Raw genomic sequence first — 19,688 nt, 5'->3', positions numbered from 1 at the left:
CGGTGACCGGCAGCCATGTCGTCCTTGCCGTTCTTGCCGTCCTTCGGGGAGGGGCCGCACCAGGAGCGCGGCCCCTCCCCGGCCCGTGAGACTTTCCGGACGGGCTCCGCTCAGGCGGGGTCAGTCGGTGTCGTCGATGAAATGGTCCTTACGACCGGAGTCGTTGTTGTTGTTGTCGTCCTTGGGCCCCCAGCTGATGTCATGGCGCGTGATGGTCGTTTCCACGTCCGGAGCACGCACGACGACGATGTCGGCCGGGTCGAGACTGTGTGTCACAGGAACTCCCTTCTGAGAACCGGTGGAAGCTCCAGCGTGGGATCCGCGGTGATTGTCCGTCTACAGGAGGGCGTGAAGGCCCAGGTGAGTGGCGGACAACCCGAGGCGGCCGCAGACAACAGAGGGGGAAGAGCGGGATCCGAGGTTGTCCGCGCCGAGGCCGGCCGGACTCCGGACAACCTCCGAGCACGCCGGTTGTCGTCCGCCCGGCTGTGCGCGGCGGAGCATCAGCGCGGTACGGGCGGGTCCGGATACGGAACCTCTACCGCGAACCCTGTCGGCACGGCGTTCGTCCGGGGGAGTCGTCCTCGCCCCGCGCCGGTGATCACCATCTGCTGGCCCTGCCCGCCGCCTGCGGTGGACGCCTCCCGGCCGGAGACGCCAACCGCGGCGGCGTCTGGCACCGGACCCGGTCGCCAGAGCGGTTGTGACGATGCGTCAGTCCGTCGTCGGGGAACAGGTCGGACACGAGGGGGATGAAGCAGGAGTTGCGGCCGAACACCACCCGGCTCTCGCCGTCCGCCTCCACGCCCACCACCTCGTCGTACCGGACATGGCAGACCGTGCTGCCGGGCTGGTGCATCCACAGCCCCGACTCATCGACCACCAGGCGTATCCGGCGGGCGTTGGAGGAGAACAGCCGGGCGAGCAGCGGCGGCCGGAACATCCGTCCGGTGGCGGGCAGTTGACGGTCGGTGCCGCAGGAGTACTTCGGGAGCGGGGTGCCGTCCTGCTGCCGCACGTCCGGCTTGGTCCCGCACGGGACCACCAGCAGTGCCGTGCGCAGGGCTCCCGCGAGCGCCTCCCGGGCCTGGTCAGGGGTCACCCGGGTCAGGCTGTCGAGCCGGGTGTCGGCGTCCCGGTACTCGCCGCCGAAGAGCAACTCGACTGCCGCCTCGCGGAGTTCGAAGGGTGTCGACCGCGGGTCCTGGAAGGCCTGGGCCCTGTCCGGCCGATCTTGCGCGGGCTGATCCGCCAAGATCGACCGGACCGGGCCCTTCCGCCCACAGAACAACGCGCCGATCGCCTCGAAACGCCGAAGTCAGGAATCCCGAGTCCGTCTCGGGGCGGTGTGCGTGCCGGGTGCGGTCACGGCGGCGTCCGGCCGCACCCGGCCTGTCAGCGCTGTTGGGCGGCGATGACCACGAAGCTCACCACCACGATGACGATTCCGGCGAGGACTCCGACGACGGTGGGGGAGACGCGGTCGCGCAGGCTCCGTGCGGGCCGGATCCGCGTGTCCTGGTGGGTGCTGAGCTCCCACCAGTTGAGGACCCGCTGGACGTCCACGTCGAAGTCGGGCCTCGGGTAGGTGGAGCTGTCCTGGAGGCCGGGCAGTGAGCGCCGCCGGCCGCCCGCGAGGAATATCCGGGCCGCGCGCGAGTTCCCGTACTGGCGGTTCTTGGTCTCGCGGACGTCGACCCACCTGATGTCCTGCCAGGCGTGGGTGCGGCCGCGCCCGAGGCCCCAGCAGATGGTGACCCCGTCGGCCCCCACCCGGCTCCAACTCCGTTGGACCATCAGCGCCAAGGGGGCGACGATCACGATGGTTGCGCCCACCATCCAGCAGGTGGCCACGACGCCGAGGCGGTAGGCGCCGAACGCCACCTGGATGACCAGTAGGGCACCGAGTAGCGCGAGACGCGTGTACTTCGCGTGTCCGTACAGGTCCTTCCCGCGAAAGATCAATTCGTTCACGGCTCGCACACTACGTCCCGACGCCCCCCACGTGAAGTGGCTTTCGGGGACGGCTGCGCGAAGTGGGCATCCCGGCGGTCGACGGCCGGGGCCGGAGGCGTCAACAGGACCGGCGGACAGGGGCGGTGAGGGCGAGTGCTACCGTCGGGCCATGATCGTGCGGGGGGATGACGGAGCGGCACGGCAGGTTCTTCGCTGGCACCGGCAGAGCGTGTTGCTGGGTGCCGGCTATCTGATCGCGGCGGGGATCGAGCTCATTGGTGTGGCCCTCTCCGGGAAGCCGTATCTGGTGGTCAGCGTGATCGTCGCGGTCATGCTGCCGATCCTCTGCGGCGGCTATCTGACGGTGCGTAACAGCGGCGCGGCCACTCGGATGGACGAGGCGTCGGGTCGGCCCGTGGCGCCGGGTACCGCGTGGGGCGCGATGACCTTCGTGCTCGTGATGCTGGCGCTGTGCGGCTCTGCGACGGTGGTCCGCCAGGTGCGCGACAACGTGGCGATGGACACCCGGACGACGGCCACCGTCACCAGTTGCAACGAAGTGAGCAGGAACCCGCACTGCGGGGGCCACTGGACGGTCGACGGCCGCACCTACTCGGGGAACCGGCTGGCAGGAATGGTGGCGCTCGGCACGGTGGTCGAGGTCCGGTACGCGCCCGGGGACCCGACCCGGGCGGTGCCCGCCGACGAGTCGGTCACCCCGGTGTCCATCGCGGGCGGCATCGTGGTCGTCTGCTGCCTGATCGGCCTGGTGCCGACGGGGCTGGGCGAATGGCGAGCCGGGCGCGCGATGCTGACCGAGGCCCGTCAGCCGGCCCTGTGAAGCGACCGCACCACGCCCTGCCGGCGGGCGAGCCGCCGGCGGGGCCGGGCCGTCGAAGCGGCCCTCACCTGCGGGGATGAGGCGGACACGCTCACGGCAGAACGCCGGTGTTCGGCGAGGCGCCGGCCCTCGTCGAACAAGCGGCGCACCGCTGAGGGCGAAGCGGCACCTGTACGCGGGACGCGGGGAGCGCGGCAGGAGGCGCGGGGGCGTAGCGGACGCGCCCTAGCGGAAGTAGTCAGCACGAAGCCCCGGGACCGTCTTGGCGAGGTTCCGGGGCTTCGTCGTGCTCAGCGCGTGGCGGCGGGCTCCGGGAGCCGTCGCGACGTGTTCATCTCCTCGACGGTGGCGACCAGCGGGGCCAGCTCGGGGTTCTTGGCGGCCTCGTCCAGCGCCTCCCGGAGGGCGGACTCGTTGGTCGGCCTGGCCGCTTCCAGGAGCTCCAGGCCGGGCCCGGTCACGTCGGTGTAGATGCCGCGGCGGTCGGTCGCGCAGAGGTAGCGCGAGAGCAGGCCGCGGTCCTCCAGCCGGGTGACGAGGCGGGTGGTGGCGCTCTGGCTGAGCACGACCGCGTCGGCGACCTGCTTCATCTGCAGGTGCCCGCCCTCGCCGTCGTGCTGGCGGCTGAGCACGTCGAGCAGCGAGTACTCGCGCACGCTCAGGTCGTGCTCGGCCTGGAGGGTGCGCTCGATGTGCGCCTCGATCCGGCCGGCCAGGAGGTAGAGGGCGGCCCAGCCGTTGGCGAGGGCGGTCAGCGCGGGGTCCGTGGCGGTCATCGGCGTGGCTCCTTCCGGGTTCGACGTCCTCAAGGATAAGCCCTTGCATGAAATATCGGCCAGCGCGCATATGCAGCTCGTGCAAGCATTGCTCTCCGTGGCGCCGGGACGCCCGACCGGCCCGGGTGGGGCCGGAACCGGGGCGATCCCGGGCCCCGTCCGCGCCGCATGTTCGTCGCTATCGCCCACCGCCAGCGACAGGTGAATGCCCGCACTTGCACTTAGTCCGCGCGTGCAACTATTGTTTGAGCACGTAAGGCGCAACAGCAATCGTATGGAAGGCAGCACACCATGCCTCTCGCGCTCCTGGCCCTGGCCATCGGGGCTTTCGGGATCGGTACGACCGAGTTCGTGGTCATGGGCCTGCTGCCCGAGATCGCCGGCGACTACGGAGTGTCCATCCCCTCCGCCGGGCTCCTGGTCACCGGTTACGCGATCGGCGTCGTCATCGGCGCCCCGCTGATGACGGTGCTCGGCACCCGGATCGGCCGCAAGGCGATGCTCATGATCCTCATGGGCCTGTTCGTGGCGGGGAACCTGCTCTCCGCCGTCGCACCGACCATGGGAGTGATGCTCGCCGGCCGCATCGTGACCTCCCTCGCCCACGGCGCGTTCTTCGGCATCGGCTCGGTGGCCGCCGCCGACCTCGTGGCCCCCGACAGGAAGGCCGTCGCCATCGCCACGATGTTCACCGGCCTCACCGTCGCCAACATCGTCGGCGTGCCGCTGGGCACCTTCATCGGCCAGGCCGTCGGCTGGCGCGTCACCTTCGCCGGCGTCGCCGCGCTCGGCGTGGTCGGCCTGCTCGGCATCGCCAAGCTCGTCCCCGCCCTGCCCCGCCCCGAGGGCGCCCACCTGCGCCGCGAGCTCACGGCGTTCCGCAACCCGCAGGTCCTGCTCGCCATGGCGATGACCGTCCTCGGCTTCGGCGGTGTCTTCGCGGCGATCACCTACATCGCGCCGATGATGACCCACGTCGCCGGATACTCGGACGGCGCCGTCACCTGGCTGCTGGTCCTGTTCGGTGCCGGGATGTTCCTCGGCAACCTGCTCGGCGGCAGGTTCGCCGACCGCAAGCTGATGCCGATGCTCTACGCCTCCCTCGGCGGACTCGCCGTCGTGCTGGCCCTGTTCACCCTCACCGCGCACAACAAGATCCTCGCCGCGGTCTCCATCCTGCTCGTCGGGGCGCTCGGCTTCGCCACCGTCCCGCCACTGCAGAAGCGGGTCCTCGACCAGGCGCACGGCGCGCCCACCCTGGCCTCCGCCGTCAACATCGGCGCCTTCAACCTCGGCAACGCCCTCGCCGCCTGGCTCGGCGGCCAGGTGATCGCGGCCGGCCTCGGCTACACCGCCCCGAACTGGGTCGGCGCGCTGCTCGCCGGAGCCGCGCTCCTGCTGGCCGTCTGGTCCGCCGTCCTGGAGCGCCGCACCCCCGTACGGGAGGGCGCCGTCACCGCCGCTCCCGTCCCCGTCCACCACTGACCGTCCCCCTCCCCAGTTCCCCCCTCCCCGTTCCTTCCAGGAGTAGCGCCACCATGAGCACCACCCTCACCCCGCTGACCACCGCCGACGCCGAGACCCTCGTCGCCGCCGCCCGCCGCGCCGCCCAGGCGGCCGGGGTCGCGGTCAGCGTCACCGTCCTGGACGCGGGCGGCCACCTGCTCGCCTTCCTCCGCGACGACAGCGCCGTGCTGATCTCCGGGGAGACCAGCACCCGCAAGGCGTACACCGCCCTCCAACTGGGCGCCCCCACCGCCGACCTGGTCGACCTCGTCAAGCCGGACGGGCCGTTCCACACCCTGGCCACCGCGCTCGACCGGCCGCTCCTCTTCATCGCCGGTGGCGTCCCGATCCACCGCGACGGCAAGCTCGTCGGCGCCATCGGCCTCGGCGGCGGCGCCCCGGAGCAGGACCACTCTTTCGCCACCGCCGCGCTGGCGGAACTCGCCCGGTGACCCGCACGCCGCAGGAGGTCTTCGCCGACCACGGGCGACGCCTGGGCGCCGGGGGCCTCGACCACAGCGCCGGGGAACCACACCGAGGACTCATCAGCGCCCAGACCGTCCGCTACACCCTCGCCGACCTCCCCCGCTGAATGGAAGCACGCACCATGAACAACCCCACCGTCCCCACCGTGAAGCTCAACAACGGCGTCGAGATCCCCCAGCTCGGCTTCGGCGTCTTCCAGGTCCCCGACGCCGAGACCACCGCCGCCGTCACCTCCGCGCTGGAGGCCGGCTACCGCAGCATCGACACCGCCGCGATCTACGGCAACGAGACCGGCGTCGGCCGCGCCCTGGCCGCCTCCGGCCTGCCGCGCGAGGACCTGTTCGTCACCACCAAGCTGTGGAACGCCGACCAGGGCTACGACGCCACCCTGCGCGCCTTCGACGCCAGCCTCGCCAAGCTCGGCCTCGAGTACCTCGACCTGTACCTGATCCACTGGCCCACCCCGGCCCGCGACCTCTACCTGGACTCCTGGCGCGCCGTCGAGCGCCTCGCCTCCGAGGGCCGCATCCGCGCCGCAGGCGTCTCCAACTTCCAGCCCGCCCACCTCCAGCGCCTGCTGGACGAAAGCCGGTTGGTGCCCGCCGTGAACCAGGTCGAGCTGCACCCCGGCCTCCAGCAGGCCGAGCTGCGCGCCTTCCACACCGAGCACGGCATCGCCACCGAGGCGTGGAGCCCGCTCGCCCAGGGCGCCGTCCTGGACGACCCGGCGATCACCGCGATCGCCGCCCGCACCGGCAAGTCCGCCGCCCAGGTGGTCCTGCGCTGGCACCTCCAGCTCGGCAACATCGTCATCCCGAAGTCCGTCACCCCGGCGCGCATCCGCCAGAACCTGGACGTCTTCGACTTCCAGCTGACCGACGAGGACATGGCCGCCATCGCCGCCACCGACCGCGACCTGCGGACCGGCCCGCACCCGGACCAGTTCAACTGACCGACCCCGCACCCCCGGAAGCCCGCTGCGGGCCGGCCCTTCCCGGCCGGCCCGCAGCGGGCTTCGCCCGTTCCCCCCGCTCTGAGGACCGATTCACCCATGGCACCCCGTCACCCCGCCCTCGCCCGCCTCGCCCCCGGCGAGGGCCGGCTCACCCTCGGCCTGGAACTCCCCCTCGACAACGACTGGGGCCCGTCCCGGCAGGCCACCGACCGTACGGCCGGCCGCCCCCACGGCGTCCCGGACCTCGCCGACCACGCGCGCCTCGCCCGGCTCGCCGACCGGCTCGGCTTCGCCGGCCTCTGGGTGCGCGACGTCCCGCTCTTCGACCCCGTCCGCTTCGGGGACGCCGGGACGGTCTTCGAGACCTTCACCCACCTCGGCCACCTCGCCGCCGTCACCGAGCAGGCCGTCCTCGGCACCGCGGCCGTCGTCCTGCCGCTGCGCGAACCGCTGCTCGTCGCCAAGGCCGCCGCCACCGTCGACGCGCTCTCCGGCGGCCGGATGCTGCTCGGCCTCGCCAGCGGCGACCGTCCCGTCGAGTACCCGCTCTTCGGACGGGACTTCGAGGCCCGCGGCGCCGCCTTCCGCGAGGGACTGCACACCCTGCGCGCCGCCTGGCGCCCGGGCCCGCTGGAACTGCCCGGGGTCGGGCTCGGCCCGGACTTCCAGCTGGAGGTCCTGCCGAAACCGGCGGAGGCGGCGGGCATCCCGATCGCCGTCGCCGGAGGCGCCCAGCAGACGCCCGAGTGGATCGCCGAGCACGCCGACGCCTCGCTCAACTACCCCCGCGACCTGGGCGCGCTGCGCCTGCGGACCCGCCAGTGGCGCGAACTCGCCGGGGAGAAGCCGTACGTGACCCCGATGGTGCTCACCCTCCAGGAGGACCCGGACGCCCCGGCCCGTCCGATCCGGCTCGGCCTCAGCACCGGCCGCAACGCCCTGATCGAGCACCTGGAGACCATGGCGCTGTTCGGGGTCTCGCACGTCTCCTTCAATCTGCGGCCCAACGACCGGCCGGTGGAGGAACTGCTGCAGGAGCTCGCGGAGTACGTCCTGCCGCGCTTCCCCGCATCCGGCGCGTAGGGCCCTTGCATTGCAGCGCGTCTGCAACTATTGTTAACGCACGCAAGGCGCGCTCACATCTATTGCGTGACCCCTTGCGCCCCGCACCCTCCGTTTTGAAAAGGCACCACCATGTCCCTCAAGGAACTCCTCCCCGGCAAGCTCGGCTACGGCACCGCCCCGCTCGGCAACATGTTCCGCGCGATCCCCGACCAGGAGGCCGCCGCCACCGTCGAGGCCGCCTGGCAGCACGGCGTCCGCTACTACGACACCGCCCCCTTCTACGGCGCCGGCCTCGCCGAGGAACGCCTCGGCGAGGTCCTCTCCGCCAAGCCCCGCGACGAGTACGTGCTCTCCACCAAGGTCGGCCGCGTCATCCTCGCGGAACTGGAGGAGGGCGCCCGCGAACTCGGCGAGAAGGGCGGCCTGTTCGAGCACGGCAACCCCAACAGGATGCTGCACGTCTGGACCGCCGAGGCCACCGAGTGCTCCATCGAGGACAGCCTCAAGCGCCTGCGCACCGACCGCCTGGACATCGTCTGGGTCCACGACATCGCCCAGGACTTCCACGGCGACCAGTGGCTGGCCAAGTTCGAGGAGGCCCGCACCGGCGCCTTCCGAGTCCTGTCCCGCCTGCGCGACGAGGGCGTCATCGGGGCCTGGGGCCTCGGCGTCAACAAGACCGAGCCGATCGAGCTCACCTTGTCCCTCGACGAGCCACGCCCGGACGGCTTCCTCCTCGCCGGCCGCTACACCCTCCTCGACCACGAGCACGCCCTCCAGCGCCTGCTGCCGATGGCACAGGAGCAGGGCGTCGGCATGGTCGTCGGCGGCCCCTACAGCTCCGGCATCCTCGCCGGCGGCACCCACTTCGAGTACCAGGAAGCCCCTGCGCACATCGTCGAGCGCGTCACCCGGCTCAAGGACCTGGCCGCGGAGCACGGCGTGAGCATCAAGGCCGCCGCCCTGCAGTTCTCCCTCGCCCACCCGGTCACCGCCGCGGTCGTCGCCGGCGCCACCAAGCCCAGCCGCATCGCCGAGGACCAGGCGGCGCTCAACGAGACCGTCCCCGCCGCGTTCTGGCAGGAGCTGCGCTCCGCCGACCTCGTCAGCCCGGCCGCCCCGCTGCCGTACGGCGCCTGAACCACCCCCGACCCGTCAGGAAATCCGATCATGGCCTCCACCTCCGTCAGCCGCATCGTCCCCGCCTCCCCCGACAAGGTGTGGAACCTCATCGGCGGCTTCGACTCCCTCCCCGACTGGCTCCCGTACATTCCCGAGAGCACCGCCCTCGAAGGCGGCCGCGTCCGCCGCCTGCGCAACCCCGAGGGCGGGACCATCATCGAGCGCCTCGTCGCCTTCAACGAGGCCGAGCGCCACTACAGCTACGCCATCCTGGAAGCCCCGTTCCCCGTCAACGGCTACGTCTCCACGATCCGTGTCCACGCCGTCCCCGGCCAGGAGAACGCCGCCGAGGTCCAGTGGTCCGGCCGCTTCAACCCCGACGGCGCCACCGAGGCCGAGGCCGTGGCCCTCTTCACCACCATCTACCGCGACGGCCTCGCCGCCCTCCACGCCACCCTCGCCGCCTGAGACCCCTTCCTCCCGCAAGGCCGGGTACGCCCCCGCGTACCCGGGCTGCCGGCCCGTTCGGCGAGCGTCCGCCATTCTCCGAACTAAGCTTGACTCTGCCGAGGACCTTGAGCCGTGGTCAACTGCCGAGCGTGCGCCAGGACTTCGACCGGGGGATCCCCTGCTGATCCAGGAAGGCCTGGAAAGCAGTCGGCGATCTAGGTGAAGAGGTTGGTGACTCGCATGTACGAAGAGGGATTTGATGTTCCGTATCGACTTTGACCGAAGCTCGATGCGAGCACCGTCCGAGAAGCAGATGACATCTCTTGGCCCGACCAGCGAGATGAATCTTCGATACGCATACTTCGAAACAGATGCACAGCTCGCCGCAGAAGGCCTGGATGAGTCCTTCAGGATCATTCCCATCCTGGACTTCATGTTCTGCCTGATCCTGGCAGCCGACAAGGTGGGACGCGGAGAGGCAGGAGAAGTTGATTTCACCGAAAACTCCGCGTCCATCACGTTCCAGCCCGCGGGTTCGAGCCTGACGATCCTGTGCTCTTGGAACCCTGTGTCGGGTCGATGCAGCACTGACGACTTCATACGCGGCACCCTCCAGTTTGCCACGGAAGGGCTGGAGTTCATTGTCGAGAAGTATCCGGCCTTCGCGGAGAATCCGACCCGCCACAAGCTTCTGGCGATGAAGGCGCGGCTGGAATCGGGGCTGGAACACCAGCCGCGCTAGTCAACTGGCCCGGCCTGCGACCTGGTCGATTGCGGGGATGCCCAGGAATACAGGTGATTCCTTGAGTTGCCGCTGCGCCTTGGTTTGCGCGACCTTCTCTTCTGCGGCAGCAAAGCTGAAACCGAGTTGTTCGACGTGGCCAAGCCAGCCCTCGCCTTCAGCCTCAGTGATCCTGTCATTCAGGTGACATGTTGTTCGAGCACTCCGACGCCGACAGCGCTCTCCGGTTGGTGACGTCTGGAGTGGTTCGCGCTCGCGCCGAACTGGCCAGGGCGTGGCCTGCGATGCGGCCGTGCTCGGCTGACAGTGGCCGGCCTGCTGGCCCTTGCAGCAAGCGGCCGGGCGGGGTGAGGCGGTCCAGGACGCGGATGGCGGTGACGACCGGGACGATGGCCACCCCGGGGATGGGGTGTTCGGTGCCAGCGAAGGGGTGGTTGCCGTCCTGGTCGTGGTCGGTCTTTGAAGTGCCTGGAGTGGATCAGGTGCCAGGTCGGCAGGTTGCCGTCCTCGTCGGGGTCCGGGTCGGGGCAGCCGACGGCAGGGCGAGGACCTCTTCGGGGTGCATGTCGGTACCACGCTGGCCACCGCCACCCGCGACTCCAACCAGCCGCACCTGTCGGACCAGTGGGCCGCCGACCTGCGCAAGGCCGGTGCCGAGCCGCTCTGGGAGACCCCCGAGTCGACGGCCGGCAAGCCGTGGGTCCCACGGGGCTACCAGGTGCTGTCCGGAATCCTGCGCACCGGAGGCTTTCAGTACCACCCTGGGCGGGATCACCGACAGCGTCGCCACCGCTGCCGGCGCGTCCCAGGCATCGGACTTCATCGTCGACCAGATCCTGCAAGGGGTCACGGTGAGCGTCCAGCAGGACACCACGGCGGCTGCCCAAGCGGACGCCGGCCACCAGTCGGATGGCGGCCGCAACTCCAACGCGATCAGCGCGGCCCAAGCGGTCCGGGACGCGGCGAAGGGCTCGCCCCTGACACAGCCGCAGATCGAGGATCTCGCCGCACGGGTCAGCGGACAGGCCGCACAGGGCGGTGCGGTGGGCGCCGGCGCGAACAGCACCGCCAACGGAAAACGATGACGGCCGCGGGGCACGGTACCGTGGCCGCCGTCCCGAAACCGGAAACCGCAGCCGTCAACGACACCGATTGCCGTGAAGGGAAAGAGCGCGGGTGAAGGTGCATCGATCATGGCCAGCCGCAGCCGCTCTGCTCGTACTCGTGACCGGCGCAAGCCTGTTCCTGTGGCACCGGTCGCAGGAGCCGGGTACCGAACAGCGACCAGTGGCCCACCTCCCGCTCGGCGAATGCCAGGGCACCCTCGACGACGCACGCTTCAGTGACGCCCTCCACTCGGCATCGCCGGCCACGGTACGTACGAAGTTCACCCCTCCCACGGATTCCGCACCGGCCTACCTGTCGTGCGCGGCAAGCGGTGACGACCAGCGCAAGCTGGTCGTCACCGCGATCGGCGCCGCCACCGAGGCGGAACGCATCCACAACGAAGGACAACAGGTAGCGAAGGACTTCCTGCCATTCTCCGACGGCGAGGCCGGCGACCGGTCCTCCGTGGTCCGCTTCTCCTGCGTGACCAGGTCGACACCCGATGGCACAGACCACACCTGGTACTACACAGCGGCCCTCGAACTCCAGACCCCCGAAGGCTCATCCACCCCCGCCCCAGGCCGACAGAAGACGGCCGAACTGTCACTGGAGTTCGCCCGCCAGGCGATCGACAAGGCACTGGGGTGCACCAACACCGTCCAACTGCCAAGCGGACCGATCCTCTTCACCTGACGCAGCTGAAGACAACGCCACGAAGGTCTCCTGACCAGCGGGGATTCGGGAACGCCATGGGGAACGTCCCCAAACGTGGCCAGCCTGCCTGCCTGCCTGCTGGCAGGCCATCTGCGCTGCAACCGCCGCGCGGCCGCGACCCCGGAGTTGCTGCTGCACCCCGCCGGGGCGGGGTGCAGCAGCGCCACGGCAGTGCGGGCCGAGCAGTCCGGCCTGGAACCGGTGGCCATCGCCGAACACGGTTCCGCCCGGAACAGGTGCAGTCGACGGCGCGGTGATCGGGGCGCCGCTGTCCAACGGCAGGGCCATCCACGTACGTGTTCCGCTCCGACCTGACCAGCTTGGTGGCGAAGCTGCTCGCCATCACCCGGACCGGGCACACACACCGCCCGGCGGGGTGTTCAATGACGCGATCGAGGCACGCTGAGCTGAGAGGCCATCAGGATGGGACGCAAGAAGGTCGGCAAACCGCGCAGGGTGCGGGCTGCAGCTGAGTACACGCTGCAACAGCTCCGACCGCCTGGCTACGACGAGTGGATGGTCCCGGCTGACATCGACCCCGAGGAGGTCGCCGCCATCCCCGGTATCACACCGGAAGCTGTCGATCTGATGCGCCGGATGATCCGGCTGCGCCCCTACTACGGGCCGAAGATCCCCGCCCAGGCCTTGGCCCTGGACCTCGCGGTCGACCAGGGCGCGCTCCCTCTGCGTCGTCCGAACGGGTCGTTGTCGCTGCTGCCGGTTGACGAGCTGGCCGACATGCTCGGGGCCAGCGGCGGCGGGGACGTGCGTGACGCTGTTCATGATCTTCATGCCAAGGGCGGGATCCTGATGGAGCCGAACAACGATGACGTGACCATCCTGCGGGTAGTGATCGGCAGACCGGGTCGTCCAGGCGACCCATGGTTGTTCGGTGGAGACATCCAGAGCGACCTGGTGCCCAAGACGTGCATCCCCGGCGATCCGCAGACCCTGGGCGCCGAGGAGTTCGCCGCCCTCGGGTACCTGCGTGTCCACCTGTCCGAGGGCACCGTCGGCACCGTCGAGGACTACGCCACTTTCAACGGTGTCGGCAGCGTCGAACGCGCACAGGAGCTGTTCGACGCCGTCGCCGACCTGGTCGACGCCCGCGGCTGCCCGGCCTGCCCCACTGCCCACCTCTGCACCCGCGACGCCGACGCCGACAACATTCTGGTCTGACCCCGTACGCAAGGGCGGGCCCGCCCCCAGACGAAGAGCGGTGGTGCGACAGGGATGCCGCGAAAACTCGTTCGCAGCCCCGGCTCGGGTTGCTCCACGATCACATGATCTGCCGGAAACCAAGCAACAGCCGAGAGGAGCGTCGCGTGAGCGACACCACCACGGGGCCAGCCTGGCTGCCTCTGTTGGAAGACCTGGGTGAGACGTTCAACGGCTGCCTGGTCGAAGACGTGGCCGCTTCGGCGAGCATGCGCCCGGAAGCCACGGCCTGGTTCGCGGCTGATGCTGTGACCAGCATCGATGAACTGGCCAAGGCTCTGACTTCCTCCTGGTCCCTCCACACCCCCGAACAGGCGGGAGCCATCGCTGCGGCGCTGATCTCCATCGAGCATCACGTCGCCCAGGCGAAGAGCCACCTCCTCGACGTACTCGACGCCATGGAAGAACGCGGTGACGTCGCCAAGCTCGCCCGGGCGTACGACGACCCGGACGCGCCTCCGGCAGTCGCCGCAGACCTGTTCAAGTCGGAGCCGTCCCCGCAGACGGCCGACCGAGTGTTCGCCAAGCTGTCCTCGGTACCGATGCAACGTCCGATGCCCGAGACGTTCGCCGAAGCGCTGCACCAGGTTGCCGCTCTCCTCGCCGACCTCGCGGTCCCGGGCAACGCAATCGAGATCCACGAGGAAGCCGACCACCCCCAGCACCAGGGCTTCCTCCAGCTCCAGCACCAGGACAAGCTCTGGCGGCTGGGCTTCTACGACGAGGAGTGGTTCCTCGACGACTACCCGGCCGAGCCCGCCGAATACGTGGTGGTGGGGCGCTTTCCCCTGCTCGCATCACACCCTCTCAAGCTGGCCGACGCGACCCGCGCCGCCCTGAACGGGCTGGCTCCGTAACCGCCCCGCCCTACGACATCGCCCGGCAAGGAGCCGTAGTGCACGTACACCTGGACATCGAAGGGCAGCTGATCGACAACATCCGGCTGCGCCGCGGGGACTTCCACGAGGACTGGCCCCCCGAGCGCGAGCATCTGCCGGGCTGGGGCGCGCTGATCGAAGTGCCAGCCGTCTGGAGGTCCTGGACCACGTCGTGGCCGGCCGGCTGGACGCCGCCCGTGCCCGCCGGCTCCTTGCCAGCATCGGCGAGGAAGCCGCCCGCTTCCAGCACCCGCACGGCTGCGGCGTTCCCGAATGCGTCGACGGCAAGCGCTGCCGAGGCGAGTTCGAAGAAGACCGGCTGCGGGAAGCCCTGCGCCGCGAGCGCGTCGACGCCGACCTCGCCGTCGAACCTGCGGATTCGCCGGCTGTTCACCTTTGTATCCCCTGCGGCGACTGCTCGACCTGCTCCTGCTACGACGGCGCCCCTGGCCGCTGCCAGCGCTGCCGGCTGCTTTACGCAGCCCTCGCCCATGCCCGCCGCGACGTGGAGCGCTGGAATGCTGACCTCGCCGCCGGCCGCACCTACGCCCGCACCGAGCGCCGGCTCCACCGCTGGGACTGTCCAACCCTCGGGAACGCTGACGACCGCCTCGCCCAGTTCGAAGAACTCCTCGAAACCACCGATGGCCGTGCCAGCTGGGCCTACCTGCCCGAACTCCACAGCGCGGACGAACTCCGGCGCCGCCGCGTCCAGACCCAGCGCTGCGCGACTTGCGGCCCCGACCCGTCCTAGACTGCCGCGCCACCGATTCCGATGAAGGAGAACACCTTGAGCAGGAGCATCCCGTGGCCCGAGTTGTGGCAGGGCTACGAGGAGCGGACTTCCCGCACCATCGTCGGTGACCTGACCAGCGAGGTCCGCTCCTACGCGGGCGGCAACACCGGGGAGCCCGACGACACGATCTCGCTGGCCATCGTCGGAGCCGAAGCCGCCCGCGCCACGGTGGACGCCCTCGACCACGAATGGGCGCTCTACACGCCGGAGCAGGCCGCCGTTCTCACCGCCGCGCTCTTCGCCCAGGTCGACGCAGCCGGCATCGCACTCCAACGCCTGTGCCGCCTCCTCGCGCAGGTTGAAGGCCGGGGAGACTGTGCGCCGGCCGACCGCGCCCATGAACTCATCAAGGCCGCAGCCGACGACCTGCTGTCGGTGGCGCCCACCCACGCCGAAGCGGTGGTCGGCGAGCTGGCGGCGTTGCCGGCCACCGTCACCCTGCCGTCCGGCCCGCACGACACGATCGCCGCCGTCGCCGAGATCCTGGGAGGATCGCTCAAGGCACGGCACGAGCCCGGCGAACAGGGCGACGACTCGGACGGCTGCGGATGCAGCATCGAACTGGACAAGGACGGCCGACCGCACTGGGTGTTCAGCCGGGGGGACTCCCGTTGGTACCTGCTCGTGATCGACGAAGGCGAACCCCAGTCCGACGGCAATGTCGTCTGCACCAACAGCATCGACCTCGACCTCTCCGACCCCTGCCCCCACCCCGAGCACCTTGCCGCCGAGGTGCGGGCCCTCCTGTAGACCGTCCTCCGACCGGGCTCCCTCCGACCGATCGGACACGCCGTGCACGAGTCCGCCCACCCCGCCAGGCACTACCTCCTCGTTACCCCGGACGGGGAGCTGACGTCCGGCGTCGCCCCGTTGCGGGAGATCCGCCGAGGCCTGGAGGAGGGCGCCGGGATCGGGGAGGCCGGGTTCGAGTACCTTCCCGGCGCCGGCCACCCCATCGCCGTCTACCACTTCGTGCCCTACGACCAGGACACGCGGCGGGTGAACACCACCGCGGGCGGCATGTACTGGGAGCTCACCGCGCCGGTCGACCCCCAGGACGCCACCGCACTCGACCCGGACCTGCGCAAGATCCGGCTCCGTGGCCCGGCCGCGTTCGTCGCCAGGGACACCGAAGCGGTGAGCATCGACGACCAGCAGCGTCAGTTGCGGCTGGCCCACCACCAGGCGGTCACCAGGCTGCGCGCCAAGGGCTGGCTGGCGGCGCCCCGGCCCCGGGCCGCGCAGTTGGCGCCCGGGCCCGACGCCCGCCTCCAGCCGGTGGAGGGCCGGGTGCCGGGGGAAGGCATCGCCAAGTCGCTGGCGGCCGAGTTGCGTGAGCACGTCCACTTCCGCAGCCTGCCCGCCGACCGGGTCCGGGAGTACCTGTCGCGCGTCGTCGGCCAGTGGGCCTCCCGCAACGGCTGGGAACCCGAGCGGGAGGCGCCGGCCGAACGCCCCGAGGACGGCGAGCACGACCTCCTGTGCCGCCACCCTGCCCTGCCCTGGCTGGTCATCGAGATCGAGCGCGGCAACCGCCGCGCCACTGCCGACAAACTCGCCCGCGCCGTCGCTGGCGGAGGCGTGGCGATCTGGCTGCGCTGGGCCGGACCCGCACCCCGGACCATCCCAGCCGGAGTGCTGCTGATCCACCTGGCCGCGGTCCCGGCCGCCCGCAACGGTGACCGGCGTGCCTACACCCTCACCGAGCAGGCCGCGGCCGCCGCCGTGGTCACAGTCGGCCGCTGATCCGGCTGCGGCGGCCGGCTCGTGCGCGTAGGCCACCCGCCAGGGGCCTACGGCCGTCCGGGAGGAGTGCAGCGGTCTGGTTCTGAACAGGGTTCAGGCCGTCGCCTTCCAGCAGTGACCGTCGCTGGCGGACCTCCAATCGGTTCTGCCAATCCCTAGCCCGGCCGGGTACGCACTGCGTAGTCTCAGAACTGACTGTCCGGCAGAACCAGAGCCCGGGGGACCAATGGCTCACGAGGCAGGTCCAGACCAGATCTTCGGTGGCAAGTGCCGGCTGATCTCCAGTCCAAGGTCAGGCTGCTTCGGCCGGTCCTGGAAGGCCCAGGACGAGGCATCACAGGTAGACGTTGCGATCAAAAAAGCCTCACCCAGGTCACCACCGAGCCTACGGTCGCCGCCAAGAACACTCCCGGCAAATTCCATCAGGGAGACCTCCCTCTGTAACGGCGGGACAATCTTGTCCAAGTCGAGCCATTTCCCATGCGACTAACCTCCCCACATGGAAGCCGATCGCTGTACAAGGAAACAGAAAAATGACCTTTATGAACATCCTGATCTGGGCCGGAATCATCTGGGTTGTTGTCATGGTTATCGGCCGGCTCTCGAACGAGGACGATGCCAGCAGGCGATCGCGTTACAACGGCGGTGACAGTGGAGGCGGAGACGGTGGCGGAGGAGGCGGAGACAGTGGCGGTGGCGCCGGAAGTGGCTGTGGCGGAGGAAGCGGTGGCGCCGGAAGTGGCTGCGGCGGAGGTTGCGGCGGAGGCGGCAGCTAAATAGTCGGCCACACCAGTGCCTCGCCGCGGACCAGAGCGGTCGACATAAACCGCCGCCAAGGCGGCCATCCAGGACGGAGATGCGGCGTGATTCCAGGACGGTTCTCACGACGGCTCGACCGCATGCAGTCCGCCGTCGACGCGCTTGAACTCCCCCTGCCGTCTACAAGACCTGTCCCTTTCAGCCTCGGGAGCTTGTCGAGACAGGACTGCGGCAGTGGTTACGATGCTGCGGAGCGGCCCTGCTGGACAAACAGATCATTGGCATGCCCTCGTTCGCCGTGGACGAGGCGTGGCACGGGCTGATTCTCTGCACCGCACGCTACGCCACCTTCTGCCAGGCAAGCTACGGACAATTCCTGCATCACCATCCCCAGGGTGGTGAACTTCCCGGGAATGCGAAACGCGCAGGATCGATGCGGGAACAGTTACACCGGACGGCCGTGGCGTGGTCACTCGTGGCCCGGCCGGACGAGAAATGCGTCCTGTGGGACCTCGATGTGCGGGTAGGCGTGCCTGAACCGTGGAGCGTGAGCCCGCTCCCTCCCGTTCTCCTCGCCAACGACTACCTCACCACCGAACCGGGCCCACGCCTGTCCACCGATCGTCACCCTGCCACGGACTGACGGCCACCGAAGCGCCCCTCCCGCAGTCCCAGGCCCGCTACCGTCGAACCTGCAGCCCGCCACCATGGCGGCCGCCACCACCCAGGAGGCCCCGGTGACCACTCAGCCCGACCACCAGAGCCCGGCCCCAGCCCGGCCGGCCACCCTGCACGAGCTGCGCACCGCCCTCAGCAGATACGGCCTGCCCGGCGACCGCGAAGCCTTCGAGCAGTCCCTGGCCACCGCCCTCGACGCTTCCCCCATCGGTGACCTCGCCGCCGTCACCGAGGTGATCGCCACCTACCGCCACCGCCTGACCCTGCGCACCGACGAGAACGCGATGGCCTCCCTCGCCGCGCCGATCGGCGGCCAGCAGTGGACCCCCGCCGCCGATGCCTTCGCCCGGCTCCGCGCCGCTGGCGGCAACCGGTGACCGACCAGCCCGAACAGCAGCCGGCCCCGCTGCACGTCTTCCTCTCCGACGCCGCCGAGCAGGCCCTCGCCGCGCTGCGCCCCGGAGAGCTGGACGCGGTCGAGAAGCTCGTCGAGCGCCTGGCGGTCTTCCCGCGGCTCGGCATCCCGGTGCCCGGCGGCACCGACCCCGAGGTCGACGACTACACCGCCCGCACCGACCCGGCCTCCGACACCGGCGACCGCATCAGCGTCGTCTACCGCCTGCACGAAGGCATGTCCGCGATCTTCGTAACCTGGATCATCGCCGGACCCTGACCCGCATCAGCACCGCCCCAGAGATGGTCGGGCACCTCACGCTCGTCGACGTGAGGTGCCCGACCATCAGCGTACTGGCGGGTCAGATCGGTGCCCCGTGCCCCTGTCGTCCGGGCGGGGCCACGGCTGCCGTGTCCCGCAGGACGGCCGAGTGACCCGACCTTGCCCTCACACCCAACGTCAACCCGGCACCCGCACGGATCGCTACTTCGAGCGGACCTACGCCGCACTTCGCGAATTGCCGGCTAACCACCCCGACCATAGCCCCGTGAAGATCACCCCGCGCCCCGTACTACGCACCGCTGTCCTGCTGCTCACCGCCTTGCTCCTGACCGGCTGCGGCATGGACACCCAGTCCCCGCCGGGGCGAGCGTGCCAGCACTGAACAAGCTGATCGCCTGACCCTGCGGGGAGACCGAGAGCAGGGAAGGGTAGCGAGCATTCAAACTCCTTCTTCCCTTACCTGTTGGGGTGCTGTCGTCCTGCAAGGGTCAGTACTTTCATCTGACGAGCCCTGTACGGATGGAGGCGCTTGATGGATGTGTGGGGAGCCTGCCTATGGGGGCTGGTGGGTATCGGCCTGGTCGAGGCCTACCTGATGTGGGGGGCGGTGGGCTCGTCCGCCGGGCCACGCTGGCCGTGGGTGGACGAGGAAGGCCACCGCAAGGTCGGGTTTTACGTCGTCGCCCTGGTATGCCGGTGTGTGATGGGTGTGGGGTTGGACGCGGTTTACGCCGCGACACATCAGGTCAGCGGTGCCCTGGGCGCGGTGACGCTCGGCATCGCCGCCCCACTGGTCACCAAGCAGATGGCCGAGCGCAATGACGCGGCACCGCCGGCTCTTCCGGACCCGGTTCCTCCAGCGTCGCTTTCAGGGCAGAAGGCGGAGCAGAAGCAGACCCCGGAGGCCGCGGATGTCCGCTGAACGGCTGGCAACGTTCGAACAGATCCGGCGTTTCATCATCGGGCGCGCGGCACCGACCCTTCCTGTCCAGAGGGACTGGTGGGGATGGCTGCGGGCGGCGCTCGCGTTCCAGCCAGCCCGCCTGAACGCAGCGGGAATCGCGCCCAAGGGCAGTTGGCCAGCACGAGCAGAACTGACGCAGTCACAGGCCGTGGAGCCGCGTACGGATAAACCCTGTCCTGCTCCTAACCCGGGCGATCAGCCCGGATCTCCGGAGCTGCGTCAGGCGTTGAGCGCACTTCCCCCCGCGCGACGC

Annotated in this window: 24 protein-coding genes; 20 read left to right on the top strand and 4 right to left on the bottom strand. The window is 70.1% G+C overall.

What is annotated here, in order from left to right:
• Positions 1 to 120: 120 nt before the first annotated feature.
• The 3 genes from A6F73_RS41795 to A6F73_RS31515 form a co-directional block, all read right to left on the bottom strand.
• Positions 121 to 276 (bottom strand): hypothetical protein, encoded by a 156-nt coding sequence (locus A6F73_RS41795; RefSeq protein ID WP_159398622.1) that lies wholly within the window; start codon positions 274 to 276, stop codon positions 121 to 123.
• Positions 277 to 601: 325 nt separating this feature from the next.
• A complete protein-coding gene (locus A6F73_RS31520) occupies positions 602 to 1,255 on the bottom strand; it encodes a hypothetical protein (RefSeq protein ID WP_159398621.1) in 654 nt (217 codons plus the stop codon).
• Positions 1,256 to 1,395: 140 nt separating this feature from the next.
• Positions 1,396 to 1,974 (bottom strand): hypothetical protein, encoded by a 579-nt coding sequence (locus tag A6F73_RS31515; RefSeq protein ID WP_159398620.1) that lies wholly within the window; start codon positions 1,972 to 1,974, stop codon positions 1,396 to 1,398.
• Between the two features lie 151 nt (positions 1,975 to 2,125).
• Here A6F73_RS31515 and A6F73_RS31510 point away from each other — a divergent pair, with 151 nt between their 5' ends.
• Positions 2,126 to 2,797 carry a hypothetical protein gene (locus tag A6F73_RS31510; RefSeq protein ID WP_063351793.1) on the top strand — a complete coding sequence of 224 codons (672 nt, stop codon included), beginning with the start codon at positions 2,126 to 2,128 and terminating at the stop codon, positions 2,795 to 2,797.
• Positions 2,798 to 3,087: 290 nt separating this feature from the next.
• Here the strand turns inward: A6F73_RS31510 and A6F73_RS31505 are convergent, their stop codons facing one another.
• On the bottom strand, positions 3,088 to 3,573 hold the full coding sequence (locus A6F73_RS31505) for a MarR family transcriptional regulator (protein ID WP_063351792.1): 486 nt from the start codon (positions 3,571 to 3,573) through the stop codon (positions 3,088 to 3,090).
• 291 nt (positions 3,574 to 3,864) lie between these two features.
• On the opposite strand from A6F73_RS31505, the gene A6F73_RS31500 reads away from it, so the two are divergent.
• The 19 genes from A6F73_RS31500 (at position 3,865) to A6F73_RS31415 (ending at position 19,393) form a co-directional block, all read left to right on the top strand.
• Positions 3,865 to 5,058, top strand: a complete 1,194-nt coding sequence (locus tag A6F73_RS31500) for an MFS transporter (RefSeq protein ID WP_063351791.1) — start codon at positions 3,865 to 3,867, stop codon at positions 5,056 to 5,058.
• Between the two features lie 53 nt (positions 5,059 to 5,111).
• Entirely contained in the window at positions 5,112 to 5,531 is a 420-nt protein-coding gene (locus A6F73_RS31495) for a heme-binding protein (RefSeq protein WP_063351790.1), read from the top strand.
• Complete coding sequence (locus A6F73_RS41790; RefSeq protein ID WP_159398619.1) at positions 5,528 to 5,671, top strand: hypothetical protein; 144 nt, start codon at positions 5,528 to 5,530, stop codon at positions 5,669 to 5,671. The genes A6F73_RS31495 and A6F73_RS41790 overlap by 4 nt, the downstream gene beginning before the upstream one ends.
• 15 nt (positions 5,672 to 5,686) lie before the next feature.
• Positions 5,687 to 6,517, top strand: coding sequence for an aldo/keto reductase (locus A6F73_RS31490; RefSeq protein WP_063351789.1), 831 nt, complete (start codon positions 5,687 to 5,689; stop codon positions 6,515 to 6,517).
• 99 nt (positions 6,518 to 6,616) lie between these two features.
• Positions 6,617 to 7,603, top strand: a complete 987-nt coding sequence (locus tag A6F73_RS31485; protein ID WP_063351788.1) for a TIGR03571 family LLM class oxidoreductase — start codon at positions 6,617 to 6,619, stop codon at positions 7,601 to 7,603.
• Between the two features lie 111 nt (positions 7,604 to 7,714).
• Complete coding sequence (locus A6F73_RS31480; RefSeq protein ID WP_063351787.1) at positions 7,715 to 8,725, top strand: aldo/keto reductase; 1,011 nt, start codon at positions 7,715 to 7,717, stop codon at positions 8,723 to 8,725.
• A 30-nt stretch (positions 8,726 to 8,755) separates the two neighbouring features.
• Positions 8,756 to 9,175: an SRPBCC family protein gene (locus tag A6F73_RS31475; RefSeq protein WP_063351786.1), complete on the top strand. Its 420-nt coding sequence runs from the start codon at positions 8,756 to 8,758 to the stop codon at positions 9,173 to 9,175.
• A gap of 241 nt (positions 9,176 to 9,416) precedes the next feature.
• Positions 9,417 to 9,899, top strand: coding sequence for a hypothetical protein (locus A6F73_RS40830; RefSeq protein ID WP_063351785.1), 483 nt, complete (start codon positions 9,417 to 9,419; stop codon positions 9,897 to 9,899).
• An 851-nt stretch (positions 9,900 to 10,750) separates the two neighbouring features.
• Positions 10,751 to 10,984: a hypothetical protein gene (locus A6F73_RS31465; protein WP_063351784.1), complete on the top strand. Its 234-nt coding sequence runs from the start codon at positions 10,751 to 10,753 to the stop codon at positions 10,982 to 10,984.
• A gap of 139 nt (positions 10,985 to 11,123) precedes the next feature.
• A complete protein-coding gene (locus A6F73_RS31460) occupies positions 11,124 to 11,699 on the top strand; it encodes a hypothetical protein (RefSeq protein ID WP_159398618.1) in 576 nt (191 codons plus the stop codon).
• A gap of 444 nt (positions 11,700 to 12,143) precedes the next feature.
• Positions 12,144 to 12,899 (top strand): hypothetical protein, encoded by a 756-nt coding sequence (locus A6F73_RS31455; RefSeq protein ID WP_159398617.1) that lies wholly within the window; start codon positions 12,144 to 12,146, stop codon positions 12,897 to 12,899.
• 146 nt (positions 12,900 to 13,045) lie between these two features.
• The gene (locus A6F73_RS31450; RefSeq protein ID WP_063351781.1) at positions 13,046 to 13,795 is read left to right on the top strand and encodes a hypothetical protein; all 750 of its coding nucleotides are present in this window, start codon (positions 13,046 to 13,048) and stop codon (positions 13,793 to 13,795) included.
• A 193-nt stretch (positions 13,796 to 13,988) separates the two neighbouring features.
• Entirely contained in the window at positions 13,989 to 14,570 is a 582-nt protein-coding gene (locus A6F73_RS41785; RefSeq protein WP_159398616.1) for a hypothetical protein, read from the top strand.
• A gap of 36 nt (positions 14,571 to 14,606) precedes the next feature.
• Positions 14,607 to 15,362, top strand: a complete 756-nt coding sequence (locus tag A6F73_RS31435) for a hypothetical protein (RefSeq protein ID WP_159398615.1) — start codon at positions 14,607 to 14,609, stop codon at positions 15,360 to 15,362.
• 42 nt (positions 15,363 to 15,404) lie between these two features.
• Positions 15,405 to 16,358, top strand: coding sequence for a hypothetical protein (locus tag A6F73_RS31430; protein ID WP_063351777.1), 954 nt, complete (start codon positions 15,405 to 15,407; stop codon positions 16,356 to 16,358).
• Between the two features lie 1,042 nt (positions 16,359 to 17,400).
• Positions 17,401 to 17,760, top strand: coding sequence for a hypothetical protein (locus A6F73_RS39750; protein ID WP_208869223.1), 360 nt, complete (start codon positions 17,401 to 17,403; stop codon positions 17,758 to 17,760).
• Positions 17,761 to 17,854: 94 nt separating this feature from the next.
• Complete coding sequence (locus tag A6F73_RS31425; protein ID WP_208869222.1) at positions 17,855 to 18,172, top strand: hypothetical protein; 318 nt, start codon at positions 17,855 to 17,857, stop codon at positions 18,170 to 18,172.
• On the top strand, positions 18,169 to 18,468 hold the full coding sequence (locus A6F73_RS31420; RefSeq protein ID WP_063351775.1) for a hypothetical protein: 300 nt from the start codon (positions 18,169 to 18,171) through the stop codon (positions 18,466 to 18,468). Before A6F73_RS31425 ends, A6F73_RS31420 begins: the two co-directional genes overlap by 4 nt.
• 535 nt (positions 18,469 to 19,003) lie before the next feature.
• Positions 19,004 to 19,393 (top strand): hypothetical protein, encoded by a 390-nt coding sequence (locus tag A6F73_RS31415; RefSeq protein ID WP_063351774.1) that lies wholly within the window; start codon positions 19,004 to 19,006, stop codon positions 19,391 to 19,393.
• The last annotated feature ends 295 nt before the right edge of the window (positions 19,394 to 19,688 follow it).

This window comes from Streptomyces sp. MJM8645, from assembly GCF_001625365.1.
Taxonomy (GTDB): domain Bacteria; phylum Actinomycetota; class Actinomycetes; order Streptomycetales; family Streptomycetaceae; genus Kitasatospora.
Note: the sequence above shows the minus strand (reverse complement) of the source record. Positions and strands in the feature narration are given on the sequence as shown.